Source organism: Pedobacter planticolens (assembly GCF_014172375.1).
Taxonomy (GTDB): Bacteria; Bacteroidota; Bacteroidia; order Sphingobacteriales; family Sphingobacteriaceae; genus Pedobacter; species Pedobacter planticolens.
In genome coordinates, this window is the sequence record NZ_WNXD01000001.1 from 1,929,323 (window position 1) to 1,942,074 (window position 12,752).

At 34.2% G+C, this 12,752-nt stretch carries 16 protein-coding genes; 3 read left to right on the forward strand and 13 right to left on the reverse strand.

Annotation, left to right across the window (positions count from 1 at the left end; genetic code table 11):
* Nucleotides 1–66: 66 nt before the first annotated feature.
* From GM921_RS07890 to glmM, 4 genes are all read right to left on the reverse strand, one after another.
* Complete coding sequence (locus GM921_RS07890) at nucleotides 67–270, reverse strand: hypothetical protein (RefSeq protein WP_182922050.1); 204 nt, start codon at nucleotides 268–270, stop codon at nucleotides 67–69.
* Nucleotides 271–709: 439 nt separating this feature from the next.
* Nucleotides 710–910, reverse strand: a complete 201-nt coding sequence (locus GM921_RS07895) for a hypothetical protein (RefSeq protein ID WP_182922051.1) — start codon at nucleotides 908–910, stop codon at nucleotides 710–712.
* 620 nt (nucleotides 911–1,530) lie between these two features.
* Entirely contained in the window at nucleotides 1,531–2,679 is a 1,149-nt protein-coding gene (locus GM921_RS07900; RefSeq protein WP_182922052.1) for a cysteine desulfurase family protein, read from the reverse strand.
* A gap of 26 nt (nucleotides 2,680–2,705) precedes the next feature.
* Entirely contained in the window at nucleotides 2,706–4,094 is a 1,389-nt protein-coding gene (glmM, locus tag GM921_RS07905) for a phosphoglucosamine mutase (RefSeq protein ID WP_182922053.1), read from the reverse strand.
* A gap of 270 nt (nucleotides 4,095–4,364) precedes the next feature.
* Between glmM and GM921_RS07910 the strand changes: the two genes are divergently transcribed.
* The 3 genes from GM921_RS07910 to GM921_RS07920 are packed head-to-tail and all read left to right on the forward strand — an operon-like array spanning nucleotide 4,365 to nucleotide 6,375.
* The gene (locus GM921_RS07910) at nucleotides 4,365–5,096 is read left to right on the forward strand and encodes a class I SAM-dependent methyltransferase (RefSeq protein WP_182922054.1); all 732 of its coding nucleotides are present in this window, start codon (nucleotides 4,365–4,367) and stop codon (nucleotides 5,094–5,096) included.
* Nucleotides 5,093–5,656: a phosphatase PAP2 family protein gene (locus GM921_RS07915; protein ID WP_182922055.1), complete on the forward strand. Its 564-nt coding sequence runs from the start codon at nucleotides 5,093–5,095 to the stop codon at nucleotides 5,654–5,656. Before GM921_RS07910 ends, GM921_RS07915 begins: the two co-directional genes overlap by 4 nt.
* Nucleotides 5,656–6,375 carry a ZIP family metal transporter gene (locus GM921_RS07920; protein ID WP_182922056.1) on the forward strand — a complete coding sequence of 240 codons (720 nt, stop codon included), beginning with the start codon at nucleotides 5,656–5,658 and terminating at the stop codon, nucleotides 6,373–6,375. The genes GM921_RS07915 and GM921_RS07920 overlap by 1 nt, the downstream gene beginning before the upstream one ends.
* Before the next feature lie 159 nt (nucleotides 6,376–6,534).
* Here the strand turns inward: GM921_RS07920 and GM921_RS07925 are convergent, their stop codons facing one another.
* The 9 genes from GM921_RS07925 to GM921_RS07965 form a co-directional block, all read right to left on the reverse strand.
* Nucleotides 6,535–6,984 carry a MarR family winged helix-turn-helix transcriptional regulator gene (locus GM921_RS07925; protein ID WP_182922057.1) on the reverse strand — a complete coding sequence of 150 codons (450 nt, stop codon included), beginning with the start codon at nucleotides 6,982–6,984 and terminating at the stop codon, nucleotides 6,535–6,537.
* Entirely contained in the window at nucleotides 6,984–7,163 is a 180-nt protein-coding gene (locus tag GM921_RS07930) for a DUF5522 domain-containing protein (protein ID WP_182922058.1), read from the reverse strand. Before GM921_RS07930 ends, GM921_RS07925 begins: the two co-directional genes overlap by 1 nt.
* Nucleotides 7,163–8,119: an MBL fold metallo-hydrolase gene (locus tag GM921_RS07935; protein WP_182922059.1), complete on the reverse strand. Its 957-nt coding sequence runs from the start codon at nucleotides 8,117–8,119 to the stop codon at nucleotides 7,163–7,165. The genes GM921_RS07930 and GM921_RS07935 overlap by 1 nt, the downstream gene beginning before the upstream one ends.
* Nucleotides 8,120–8,135: 16 nt before the next feature.
* Nucleotides 8,136–8,726 carry a dephospho-CoA kinase gene (gene coaE / locus GM921_RS07940; RefSeq protein WP_182922060.1) on the reverse strand — a complete coding sequence of 197 codons (591 nt, stop codon included), beginning with the start codon at nucleotides 8,724–8,726 and terminating at the stop codon, nucleotides 8,136–8,138.
* Nucleotides 8,726–9,673, reverse strand: coding sequence for a CdaR family protein (locus GM921_RS07945; protein WP_182922061.1), 948 nt, complete (start codon nucleotides 9,671–9,673; stop codon nucleotides 8,726–8,728). The genes coaE and GM921_RS07945 overlap by 1 nt, the downstream gene beginning before the upstream one ends.
* Nucleotides 9,674–9,744: 71 nt before the next feature.
* The gene (gene yajC / locus GM921_RS07950; RefSeq protein ID WP_182922062.1) at nucleotides 9,745–10,071 is read right to left on the reverse strand and encodes a preprotein translocase subunit YajC; all 327 of its coding nucleotides are present in this window, start codon (nucleotides 10,069–10,071) and stop codon (nucleotides 9,745–9,747) included.
* A gap of 111 nt (nucleotides 10,072–10,182) precedes the next feature.
* Nucleotides 10,183–10,632: a DUF1573 domain-containing protein gene (locus GM921_RS07955; protein WP_182922063.1), complete on the reverse strand. Its 450-nt coding sequence runs from the start codon at nucleotides 10,630–10,632 to the stop codon at nucleotides 10,183–10,185.
* A gap of 26 nt (nucleotides 10,633–10,658) precedes the next feature.
* Nucleotides 10,659–11,609, reverse strand: a complete 951-nt coding sequence (gene nusB / locus GM921_RS07960) for a transcription antitermination factor NusB (protein ID WP_182922064.1) — start codon at nucleotides 11,607–11,609, stop codon at nucleotides 10,659–10,661.
* Nucleotides 11,610–11,649: 40 nt separating this feature from the next.
* Nucleotides 11,650–12,738, reverse strand: a complete 1,089-nt coding sequence (locus GM921_RS07965; protein ID WP_182922065.1) for a Glu/Leu/Phe/Val family dehydrogenase — start codon at nucleotides 12,736–12,738, stop codon at nucleotides 11,650–11,652.
* Nucleotides 12,739–12,752 lie beyond the last annotated feature (14 nt).

The window sequence follows — 12,752 nt, forward strand, 5'->3', positions numbered from 1 at the left end:
GTAGGGAAAATTAAAAACCACGAAAAAATTGTCGTGGTTTAAATTTAGTAAAATAATGGTTATTATTTAAACGCCTGTACCTGGTGTTGTTCCTGGTTCATGACCATCGCCGAATGAATTATGCGTACGGCCGTGTTTCTTTTCAAATTTACTAGTGATGTTTGAAGACGAATTTTTCTCGATGTTTTCTTCGTTCCTCACTTCTTCTTTTTCGATATCTGGGGTAATCAAATCATTTTTAACTTCCCTGTGTTTTTTAGTTGTTTCCATGATCTTGTTTTTTTAAGTAGTGTTACTAAATAACAATGCTTAAAAAATATTGTTTTGAATTTTTAGCTCGCCACTGCTGTAGCTTTTTCATTTTTAACGAGTGTTTATTTTAGGGGTGTTCAAGAACGCGTCGCAATATCTCTTGCCAAAAGATCAAGGCTTTATGCCCGTCTTTGCGAGGCTTGTTTTTCACAAGTCGTGGCAATCTCCTATTTGTAATTTACTTGTTGTTGTTTTTATAGCATGAAGGAGATTGCCACTCCCGATGAAAAATCGGGATCGCAAAGACGAATGTGTTATTATAATGTTGCAGGTGCCAGTACAAAACTTGCAGTTGCCAATACAAGAGTTGCAACTCGCGTCAGCATGAGGCAATAGAAATAACTATCCCACATTTAATGGCGATAAATATAAATTGAAGCTCAACTAGAATTAGCTCTTAAAATCCTGTTCCTGGCATTATACCCGGTTCATGACCATCGCCAAATGAATGGAAGCGCCTACCATGTCGTTTACTAAAATTTAAAGTAGTTTCGACAGAGGAAGAGTTCCGTTCAAAGTTTTCTACGTGTCTCTTTTCTTGTTTGTTTTCGGCTTGCAAATTGCCTTTTTTGCCGTTTTTGTGTGCATTCGGTTCCATAAGATTCATCAGGTTATGGATAAGATGCTTTGCATAACTTATCCTAGTAAAACAAAATTTAACGCTATTCAATTCTTGTTTTTTCTTCTTTTGTGAAGAAAAACTATCCTTAAAACAGTTTAAATTGATGAGGATGAAGCTTAACCTTAACTCTGGTGTGTATTTTAAGGTTTTTGAAAAGGGATTTTGCTTTCTAAAAATTAACTCCGACCTGGAGTTTTTTAACATAAACTTAAACCGCTTTATTTAAATACTATATTAAATATACTGATTTTTAATAAGATAGCATATATTTCAACTTATTTTTTTTGCGCTATGATTTTGGCATTTCGCTATGGGATGGCTTATAGTAGCACAAGCTTTGTTTAATTAAACCCGATTGTAGTGGAAATACTTTTTGTGCTGCGTTGTCTTGACTGAAGTGCGATGTCCAAAGGTTTCTCCACTACGGTCGAAATGACGGCGAAGTGTTCATACAAAAAGATTGAAACGAAAAGCGGGATTGTTATTGCTATGGGAAATTGCCTTTTCTTTTCAATAAAAAAGCCTTAGCGTAAATGCCAAGGCTTTTTTTAGATTCTTTGACAAGCTCAGAATGACAAACTTGCTCGTAATGACGATTAAGCTAACGCATTCTGTTTCACTACCATTTTAACTTTTTCTAATACGTAATCTAATTCTTCTTTAGTGGTGTATTTACTAAAAGAAAAACGTACCGACGGGCGATTAGGGTCTGCTTTTATGCCGTTTAAAACGTGTGAGCCAATGTTTGAACCTGATGAGCAAGCGCTACCGCCTGAAGCACAAATGCCATTAATATCTAAATTGAATAACAACATATCTGCCATGTCCATTTCTGGAAAAGATACGTTTAATACGGTATAAAGGCTTTTGTCTGCATCTGTTTCGCCATTAAAAGCAATACCAGGAATTTCAGCAATTAATTGTTCTTTTAAATAATCTTTTAGCGATTGGATATAAGTTTGGTGCTCGTCCATTTCTTTATATGCAATTTCTAGGGCTTTGGCTAAACCTACAATTCCATATACGTTTTCAGTACCACCACGCATATTGCGTTCTTGTGCACCGCCATAAATCATTGGTGGAATTTTAATGTTGCTGTTTACATATAAAAAGCCAACTCCCTTTGGCCCGTGTAGTTTATGAGCTGCACAAACGATGAAATGAGCTTTTAATTTACGTACATCATGTGGGTAATGCCCCATGGTCTGAACGGTATCTGCATGGTAAATTGCGTTATATTTTTCGCAGATATCGCCTACCTTTTCCATATCGGTTAATGTACCTAATTCGTTGTTGGCATGCATTAATGATACAAAAGTGCGTGGGTTATTTTGTAATAATTCTTCTAAATGGTTGTAATCGATATTACCCTTTTCATCAATATTTACGAAGCTCAATTTATCTATCACACCATCTTTTAGCAACATATTTAAGGTATGTTCTACCGCATGATGCTCTATTTTAGAAGTGATGGCATGTTTAATGCCATAGGCAGAAATGCCACAACGAATTGCTGTATTATCTGCTTCTGTACCACCTGAAGTAAAAAATATTTCTGATGGTGAAGCATTTAGCAAACCAGACACAGTTTTTCTGGCTTTTTCTACCAGCGTTCTTACTTCGCGACCAAGTGCATGTATGGCAGATGGATTTCCGTAGAAATTCTCCATTACATTGGTCATTTCGGCAATAACTTCTTTGTCTAATGGTGTGGTTGCGGCATTATCTAAATAAACCCTTTTCATTTTAATATGATTATACTGATGTAGTATTAGTTGAGTTGTAATATTTCTTTAATATCTGATATGATTTTGTTCGCCAAACCTTCGGCTACAGTTTCATTTTCAGCTTCGCTATAAATACGGATAATTGGTTCTGTATTTGAACGGCGTAAATGCACCCATTCGTTTGCAAAATCAATTTTTAAGCCATCTATTGTGCTTGTTTTTTCGTTTTTATATTTCTCTTGTACTTTAATTAATAAAGCATCGATATCCATTTCTGGCGTAAGCGTAATTTTATTTTTAGAAATATGATATTGTGGATAGGTACTACGTAATAATGAAATAGATGTACCCGCTTTTGCTAAGTGCGATAAAAATAAAGCAATACCAACTAAAGCATCACGGCCATAATGTAATTCAGGATAGATAATTCCACCGTTGCCTTCGCCACCAATAATTGCATTTGTAGCTTTCATTTGGTTCACTACATTTACCTCTCCTACTGCTGATGCGTTGTAAACACCACCTGCTTTTTCGGTTACATCTCTTAAAGCACGGGTTGATGATAGGTTGGAAACTGTATTACCTACTGTGTTTTTAAGAATATAATCTGCAACTGCTACCAATGTATATTCTTCGCCAAACATGGTTCCATCCTCATTTACAAAACAAAGACGGTCTACATCTGGATCTACTACAATACCTAAATCGGCTCTTTTTTCTTGTACAACTTTAGCAATTTCTGTTAAGTTTTCTGGCAAAGGCTCAGGATTGTGAGGAAACTCTCCATTTGGCTCGCAATATAATTCATAAACGGTTTGTACACCTAATGCTTTAAGCAAAGCTGGAATAAAAATACCTCCGCTTGAGTTCACACAGTCAATTGCAATTTTGAAATTTGCTTTTTTAATGGCTTCTACATCTACCAAAGGTAAAGCCAAAATTATATCGATATGTTTTTGTAGGTAGGTATCGTTTGCAACAACTTTACCCAATTCGTTTACATCTGCAAAAGCGAAATCTGCATTTTCTGCTATTTCTAAAACTTCTTTTCCGTTGGCATCGCTAATAAATTCGCCATCTTCATTTAATAGTTTTAGGGCATTCCACTGTTTTGGATTATGACTAGCCGTTAAAATAATTCCTCCGCCAGCTTTTTCTAAAGGAACAGCAATTTCTACAGTTGGCGTGGTAGATAAACCTAAGTCTATTACCTCGATACCTAAACCTTGCAGTGTACCAATTACTAAATTATTAACCATTTCTCCCGAAATACGGGCATCACGACCAAGTACAATTTTTTTATTTTGAGTTTTGTTAATTACCCATGAACCATAGGCTGCAGTAAATTTAACAATGTCGATTGGGGTTAAACCATCACCAGCTTTTCCGCCAATGGTCCCTCTAATTCCGGATATAGATTTTATTAAAGTCAAGTTCTGTAGATTTTTTCAAAAATAATAAAAATTTAAGGAATGACCTTCTATTTTAACACACATGAAGGTAATAAAATGAATGTATTGCAGGTATTAAGCCGCAGATGCGCAGATTTAAATAAGAAACATTAAATCTCTATGTATTATCGACATAATGAATAAAATACAAAATCTGCGCATCTGCGGCTCATGCTAAAAAAATTTAAATCCATATCTGTTGCCTACAATGTACTATATTTGCTCATCACAAAACGTTAACTCATCAGCGAAATGCAGCGAAAATGGTTTCAATATTGGTTTAATTCTCCTTACTATCATATTCTTTATAGTCAACGGAATGATGAAGAAGCAGAGTTTTTAATTGATAATCTGTCTGCATATCTTAAACCCAAACTTAATAGCAGAATACTGGATATCGCTTGCGGAAGAGGTCGTCATTCTATTTACTTAAACAAAAAGGGATACGATGTTACGGGAATAGATTTATCTGAACAAAGCATTAAATATGCGCAACAATTTGAACAGAAAAACCTGCACTTTTATGTGCACGACATGCGCAAATTAGCTTACATTAATTATTTTGATTTTGCGCTAAACCTGTTTACAAGCTTTGGTTATTTTGATACTGAAAAAGATCATGTAAATGCACTAAAATCCTTTAGAAAAGGATTAAAAGAAGATGGTGTTTTGGTGATTGATTATTTTAATACACAGAAAATAATTAAGAATTTAACTAATCAGGAAACTAAAACGATAGATGGAATTGAATTTCATTTACACAAATTTGTTGCTGATGGAAAAATAATTAAGCATATTAATTTTGAACACAAATTAAAGGCATATGCTTTTGAAGAACGTGTGCAAGCTTTTTTATTATCAGACTTTGAGCGAATGTTTAGCAAAAGTGGATTAACAATTACTGCTGTTTTTGGAAGTTATGCATTAGAGCCATTTGATGAAACAAAATCAGATCGTTTATTACTTGTTTGTAAAAAAGCATGATAGCAGAGTTACAACAGTTTGATACGGAGTTGTTTTTGAAAATTCATCGCGGTTTAAGCAATGAGTTTTTCGATTGGTTAATGCCATTAATGAGAAACCGCTTCTTTTGGTCGCCGTTGTACCTTTTTATCATTGTATTTTGCATAAAACATTATAAAAAACAAGGTTATTATATGATTTGCATGCTCTTGGTAACTTTTGCCATGGGCGATTTAATTGCATCGAGACTTATAAAACCTACTGTTGCACGAATAAGACCGTGTAATGAGGTGAGTTTATCAAAAGAAATTATTCATCGAGTGCCTTGTGGTAGCGGTTATAGTTTCCCATCTTCTCATGCTACAAATCATTTCGGGATTGCGGTATTTTTAATCTGCCTTTTTTATAGCAGATGGAAACCTATTTTACCTTTAGGTTTGGCCTGGGCATTTATCATCAGCTTTGCGCAAATATATGTTGGCGTACACTACCCTATTGATACGTTTGCGGGCGCCATATTAGGAACTTGCATTGGTTTATTTACCTATTATCTTTACAAAAAATTTCAACCTAAGGCTTAATGGAAATCTGGAAATTTCTCGTTTTATTCTTTTGTGCTTTTTTAGGAGGCTTAGCTATCTTTTTAGTAAAGAATGATAAGTCGCAATTATTAAAACTCATTCTTTCTTTTAGCGGTGCGTATTTATTTGCCATCACCGTTTTACACTTAATACCCGATGCTTACAGTGGACCTGATAAAGGTGAAATTGGTATATTTATTTTAATCGGCTTTCTTTTACAAATATTTTTAGAACAATTTTCTGAAGGTGTAGAGCATGGGCATATTCACAAACACCATGATGGGCATATTTTTCCATGGGGAATTATGATTAGTTTGTGCTTACACGCTTTTTTAGAAGGAATGCCTTTAGCAAAAGACCAAAACAATGAATTGATATTCGGTATCGCTTTACATCATATTCCTGCTGCATTTGCATTAGCTAGTATTTTAGTTCAAAATCATTTTAAACCAAAAGGAGTTGTTTTTTACATTATTCTTTTTGCTGTAATGGCACCTGCCGGGTATTACTTCAGCATCAGCTTAAGTAATGGCAGCATTAGCGGAATGGAGCCTTATTTTAACAAAATGATGGGCATTGTAATTGGGATATTTTTACATATCTCTACTACCATTCTTTTCGAATCAAGTGCTGATCATAAAATTAACAAACGCAAAATGTTAGCCGTTTTATTAGGTATTGGAATTGCATTGGTTGGTTTTTATAGTGCAGGGCATTAATTTTTTGGACTGCATAGCACCACGAAATACCTAACTTACTCGTCTTTCCCGTGAAAACGGGAATCTTAATGCGTAAAAAAGCCTTCTATTGCATTACGATTCCCAATCAAGTTGGGAATGACGAGCGAATTTAAATAATCGAACTCAAATTATTACCTCTTACCCCCTCATTTTATCTAATAATACATTTAATTTCTCCGCTTCTTCTGCAGTAAGATTAGGCGCTATTAACGTAGAAAAATCTATTTTTTTGCTTATTTCTTTTAATAGTGATAATCCGTTTTCAGAAATGATGATATCTACCGCTCGTTTATCGTATGTATTTACAGTTTTCTCAACGTAGCCTTTTTGAATTAATCGATCTACAATTCTAGAAGTATCGCTCATTTTATCTACTATTTTAGCTTGAATTAAACCTACGGTAGATGGACTTGGATATTGAGCTTTGATGATTTTTAACACATTGTATTGTTGCTGAGTAATATCAAATGGTAGTAAAGTATCTTTTACTTGCTGGCTACTCCAATGAAAAGTGTGCGTGATGTTAACTAAGGTTTTTTGAAAAATGTTTTCTGGATTTGATGTTTTTGTTTCTTTTTGTACTAGCATTATTTGTTTTTCGGTTGGTTAGGTAATAGATGTGAGGTTTTCTGACCATTATCTTTCCCATAATTCCACGGACAATGTTTGCATTTATTCTTACAGCAATACCCCCTTTTAAGGTGATAAGCCGCTGTAAAAACCATTAGACCATCTTCGTTGAGATAATAATCAATACCTTCTTCCATTAATTAAGCAATTTAACGACCAAATTAGGAGCAAAATAAGATTGTAACTGTGTGCCACTGCCATGAGTTGTCCAAACCTGCTTAGGCGCTACATTTTTTATAGTTTCTAAAATTGCTTTCCAATCCACGTGATCCGAAATATACAATTGAACTTCGTTTTTACTTTGTAAGTGTTTCCACCCTGTGGCAAAAATTCTGACCACATTTATTGCTTTTATATAACTGTTAAAAACCATTGGAGGTACGATGTAAACCATATCAGAATGATTGTTTTTCATCACTTTTCTATCGTAAACTTCGTATTTACCGAGTTGCATTCCTAGTTGCTCATAAATTTTTACAAACGGCATAATACTGTGATGTACCAATATTCTTTTTTCTGGGCAATGCTGATTTATCATAGCAATTAAACGTTGACTTTTGCCAAGTGCATAAGCGCCCAACATGATATTCTGTTTTACATCGTTTAGCTTTTTTATTTCAGCCACCGCATCAGGGTGTTCAGTTTCTGGATTTGCAAACGTAGTTTCAGTAATGAGTACATCTGCATTTACAAACTCAATCGGTTCACATGTCGCATCTTCTTCCAACTTGTAATCTCCAGTATATAAATAGTTTACACCTTTATAACTCATCAATACTAAAGCAGACCCTAATATATGCCCAGCGGGATAAAAACTTATTTCAACTCCGTTTACTGTAAATTTTGTATGGTATGATTTGATGTGGAAATCTGCTGCTGCGAATTTCTTATACCGATGTTGCATAAAAACTGATGTCGCTTCGGTACAATACACATTTTGATTTCCTCCAATTGCGTGATCGCCATGTGCGTGAGAAATTACGGCATTTACTACAGGTTCTTTTGGATCTAAATAGAAATTTCCGTAGCTACAAAATAGGCCAGTTTTAGTTTGAACGATAAAATCGTCTATAATTTGAGTGGGGTTTGACATAATTTTAATTTAGCAGCTACAGACTCAAAAACTGCTGGTGTAAGTCTAAAACTTGTAGAATAACTGAGCTCTTTTCGGTGTTATCAATAAAATAATCAGCCATTTTAGCTTTTTGTTCGTCGGTAAATTGTTTATCCATTCGAGCTTGCACTTGTGCTTCTGTAACTCCGTCGCGTTGCATTACTCTAGCCAATTTTAAATTTAAAGGCGCAGTAACTAGTATGTTTTTATCGCACATTTTATACGAACCACTTTCAAATAGCAAAGCTGCTTCTTTAAGTGTATATGGTACAGATTGTGGCATCTCCTTTTCCCATGTATCAAATGCTCTAAATACAGCTGGATGAACTAATGAGTTTAATTTTTCGAGCTCAGTCTTATTATTGAATACAATATTTGCGATATGTTTATTGTTTAAAATCCCATTAGGTGAATAACTTGCTGCACCAAATGCTGATTTTACACCTGCTATTAAAATTGAGTCTGTCACCATTAATTCCTTGGCAACAGTATCAGCATAAAAAACAGGGATACCCAGCGTTTCGAACACTTTGCAAACAGTTGTTTTACCGCTACCAATTCCGCCTGTTATTCCTACTTTTAGCATTATTTTTCGATAATAAAATTGATTTTATTAGGCGTTACGCTCAACAATTTGCAATAATTTGGGAAACGTGTAATCTTAACAGAAAACTTATGATGACCTAATTGTTTCCACTCGTTTACATCTACTGTGGCTTCTATAAAATCTTCATCAACTTCTTGATAACTTGATAGCGCAACCATAAACGTAACGGCCACTTTTTTTGGATATAATTTAATATCGTAAAAATCTTTGTTATTGATTATGTTAAGTGGTACTTCCACCGTTTTCTCTGTAAATTCATCAACAGGAATTTTTACACCAACACTACTCGGGTAAATGCTAATATTATTTGAATTATTTTGCTTGATTGCAATTCTGGTGTTGGTAGGTTTTTGTAAATCGTCTAATTTTAAGGTATCTGTATACCACATTGAAATTTTGGCCAATTCTTCTTGCGGACCAGAAATATTTACATAGGCCGGCGTTAAATGAATTTGATTTGAAATTCCGTATTGCTTCACAAAACTAAGATTTGACACCAATTTTATAGGCACACGCTTATTTGTCCGTTTAGAAAAATCGAAATATAAGGTGTCTGGTTTAATGGAAATAATTTTCTGAGCGCTTCCTAATTGCTTATTAATTTGTGGCAATTGCTCTGAAAATAGAATGAAATTTCGATTAGTTAATTTCTCTAAACTTACCGTAATTGACTGAGGTTTAATGCGTAAACGCGAAAAAAGCAATTGCCATCCGGTACCTTCAACTTGCAAATCAACTATATCTGGTTGTAAAGGTTTAAATGCTTTTTTTTGTGGTTCATCTTTGTATATCAACTCTGTTTTAGCCGTATACACATATTTATTATTAAGCGCCATAAATAACCAAGCAGCTATTGCACAAAGTAAGCAGGTAATGAGTAATACAAAACGCTTGCGCTCTATTTTAGTTAATTTAATAAACGGCATGGTGTAAATTTACAAAAAAAAGCCGCTCTCTCGAAATTACGAAAGAGCGGCTTTTTACTATAGAAAACTTCTTATGCTTTTGGAGTTGCTGCTGTTGTAGCTGCCTTAGTTGCATCTAAAGAAACTGCAGATTTATCGAAACGGATTTTTGTACCACCTTCTACTTCAATTAAAAAAGTAGTATCGTTAGCACCTACAATTTTACCGTGTATACCTGCGGTAGTTACAATTTTATCGCCTATACCCAAACCTTCAACTAATTTTTTATGGTCTTTAGCTTTCTTTACTTGTGGTCTAATCATAAAGAAATAGAAAACAATCATAATTAATACCATTGGTATGATTGTACTATATAGGCTACTTCCGCCTGCTGCTTGTAAAATTACTGGTGATGTCATTTATTTTGTGTTTAATTGTTTATTGGTTAATGGTTTATTAGTTGATGGTTGATAGCCTACTTGATTAAACATCCAATCTATGGACTATAGACCATGAACTATCAACTTATTTTATTTTGGTTCTTTAACCTCGCCTACCAAGTGCAATTTGTTTGCTTCTGGATTTGCATTAGAAGTTATTGTAACTACTTTATCTTGCATTCCCATTTTCCCTGTACTATCAAATGTTACTTTAATAACACCTTCTTCACCTGGCTTAACTGGTGTTTTTGGATATTCTGGAGCTGTACAACCACATGTAGCAGTTGCATCTGTAATAATTAATGGAGTTTTACCTGTATTTGTAAATTTGAAACTCGTTTGTACTTTTTCACCTTGTTTAATTACACCAAAATCGTAAATTTCTTTTTCAAATTTAACTTTAGGCGCATCTTCTGCTAAAACTGCAGGTGCAGCAGCGCTAGTTGATGCAATAGCTTTTTCTTCAACTGTTTTAGAAGCCTTTTGTTTACAAGCTGTAAAGGCAATTACAACGAATGCGATGGCGAATATTTTCTTCATTAGATTCTTATTTCTTTTTAAAGGTATTAATCTTCTATCAAACCTCTACCTAATTTTTTAATACTATTTGTTCTTTTTAAATCGTTTAAAATCTTATCCAAGATACCGTTTATAAACGAATTACTTTTCGGTGTACTGTAATCTTTTGATAATTCTAAGTACTCGTTAATAGTTACCTTAACAGGAATAGATGGAAAATTCATCAACTCACAAATGGCCATTTTCATTAAAATAGTATCCATTAATGCAATTCTTTCCGATTCCCAATTCTTAGTTCGCTCTGCAATTAGTTCCTGATAAGCGTTATCATTTTTCAACGTATACGCAAAAAGATCTTTCACAAATCTGCTATCTTCCACCCAGTCGGCACTAATTGGAGTTAACTTATTTTTAAAAGGATCTTCAGAAGTGAAGTTTTTTAATGTTTTAGCAATCATGCCTTGCATTACTTCTCTATCTACCGACCAGTTGATGAATTTATCTTCAAATGCTTGAACAATATTTAAGTTCTTCAATAAAATTTTACGGAAAATAAACTTGATGATTTCTTTAGAACTTTCTAACGTTTCATCTCCTTCTTCAAGATAGGCTGCATATTCTTTCGTATCTTTTAATTTGATAAAGATAGATTTTACCAATTCTGGATCTGCATGCCAGTTTACCTGATATTTATTAATAGCCGCAGTATATTCTGGATTTTGCTTTAAAGTTACTGCAAACTTATTGTGCAATAATTTCTGATTTGGATTTAAATCTTCTGCAGTTGGCAAGTGCTTGCTTGCTCTTTCAATTGCATCGTTTGCGGTATATTCCGTTACATCTACCAATAAGGCAAGCATACGGATATACATTTCGTAAACACTATCAATACTTTGCATTAAAGTTTTTTGACTGCTTACTACATCTTTTTTTTCTGTCATGTGCCAAGCAAAAATATTTTGCAAAGCTTTGATTCTTAGGTGCCTTCTGTTTAACATGAATGTAAGAACGAGTGGTAATTTCTACCGTTTATACTAATTAATATGATGATTTTATTTTTTTAATGTCGCTTATTCTTTTTTCCGCAATGCGAGCCGCAGCTAAATTAGTAGGTATTTTTTCAGACTTAGATAATTTAAATACTTCGCGAGTAGCATCGTAAATATGCTCAGTTAATTGCATGGTACGTTTTTTACCAAACCCTGTTAATTCAGAGTAGCAGTTAATTAAACCTCCAGCATTAATTAAATAATCTGGCGCATATAAAATTCCTTTATCCAACAACAACTGACCATGAACATCTTCATCTGCTAATTGGTTATTTGCCGAACCAGCAATGATAGAGAATTTCATGTTTTTTATGGTTTTATCATTTAGCGTAGCTCCCAATGCGCATGGCGAATAAATATCTGCACCAATGGTGAATATTTTATCTGCGTCAATCGGTTTTGCTTTGTATTTACGGGCAACTTCATGCAAACGCTCTTCATTTATATCGCTAATGTAAACTTCAACGTTTTCTTGTCTCAATAAATCAACTAAGTGCTCGCCAACATTTCCAATACCTTGTACCACTATAGATTTTCCAGCTAACATATCGGTACCAAAAACTTCTTTAACAGATGCTTTAATTCCAAGAAAAACTCCTTTAGCAGTATACAATGCAGGATTACCAGCACCACCTAACGATTCAGGAACACCTGTAACATGGCTTGTTTCCATGCGGATGTACTCCATATCTCTAGTCGTAGTACCCATATCTTCGGCAGTGATAAATTCACCGTTAAGATTTTTGATAAAACGACCATAACTTCTCATTAAAGCCTCTGTTTTATTCTTTCTAGAATCTCCAATGATCACTGCTTTTCCGCCACCTAAATTTAATCCAGTAATGGCAGATTTATAGGTCATTGCTTTTGATAAACGCAACACATCTTCTAAAGCTTCTGCTTCAGAACTGTAATTAAACATACGTGTTCCGCCTAAAGCAGGGCCTAAAGTTGTATCATGAATAGCAATAATGGCTTTTAATCCGGTATCGGGATCATTGCAAAAAACCACTTTTTTATGGCCTGATGCGCTTAATTGGTCTAAAACGGAAGTGACGATAGAACTAGTACCAGACATACAAATTTGTTGAA

What these genes read in the sequence shown, in the direction of transcription:
- GM921_RS07930 (WP_182922058.1), bottom strand. Translation starts at nt 7,163, where the DNA reads ATGGAAGAAGGTATTGATTATTATCTCAACGAAGATGGTCTAATGGTT.
- GM921_RS07890 (WP_182922050.1), bottom strand. Translation starts at nt 270, where the DNA reads ATGGAAACAACTAAAAAACACAGGGAAGTTAAAAATGATTTGATTACC.
- coaE (WP_182922060.1), bottom strand. Translation starts at nt 8,726, where the DNA reads ATGCTAAAAGTAGGAATAACAGGCGGAATTGGTAGCGGTAAAACAACT.
- GM921_RS07915 (WP_182922055.1), top strand. Translation starts at nt 5,093, where the DNA reads ATGATAGCAGAGTTACAACAGTTTGATACGGAGTTGTTTTTGAAAATT.
- GM921_RS07925 (WP_182922057.1), bottom strand. Translation starts at nt 6,984, where the DNA reads ATGCTAGTACAAAAAGAAACAAAAACATCAAATCCAGAAAACATTTTT.
- yajC (WP_182922062.1), bottom strand. Translation starts at nt 10,071, where the DNA reads ATGACATCACCAGTAATTTTACAAGCAGCAGGCGGAAGTAGCCTATAT.
- GM921_RS07920 (WP_182922056.1), top strand. Translation starts at nt 5,656, where the DNA reads ATGGAAATCTGGAAATTTCTCGTTTTATTCTTTTGTGCTTTTTTAGGA.
- GM921_RS07900 (WP_182922052.1), bottom strand. Translation starts at nt 2,679, where the DNA reads ATGAAAAGGGTTTATTTAGATAATGCCGCAACCACACCATTAGACAAA.
- GM921_RS07935 (WP_182922059.1), bottom strand. Translation starts at nt 8,119, where the DNA reads ATGTCAAACCCCACTCAAATTATAGACGATTTTATCGTTCAAACTAAA.
- GM921_RS07965 (WP_182922065.1), bottom strand. Translation starts at nt 12,738, where the DNA reads ATGTCTGGTACTAGTTCTATCGTCACTTCCGTTTTAGACCAATTAAGC.
- GM921_RS07945 (WP_182922061.1), bottom strand. Translation starts at nt 9,673, where the DNA reads ATGCCGTTTATTAAATTAACTAAAATAGAGCGCAAGCGTTTTGTATTA.
- nusB (WP_182922064.1), bottom strand. Translation starts at nt 11,609, where the DNA reads ATGTTAAACAGAAGGCACCTAAGAATCAAAGCTTTGCAAAATATTTTT.
- GM921_RS07955 (WP_182922063.1), bottom strand. Translation starts at nt 10,632, where the DNA reads ATGAAGAAAATATTCGCCATCGCATTCGTTGTAATTGCCTTTACAGCT.
- GM921_RS07895 (WP_182922051.1), bottom strand. Translation starts at nt 910, where the DNA reads ATGGAACCGAATGCACACAAAAACGGCAAAAAAGGCAATTTGCAAGCC.
- GM921_RS07910 (WP_182922054.1), top strand. Translation starts at nt 4,365, where the DNA reads ATGCAGCGAAAATGGTTTCAATATTGGTTTAATTCTCCTTACTATCAT.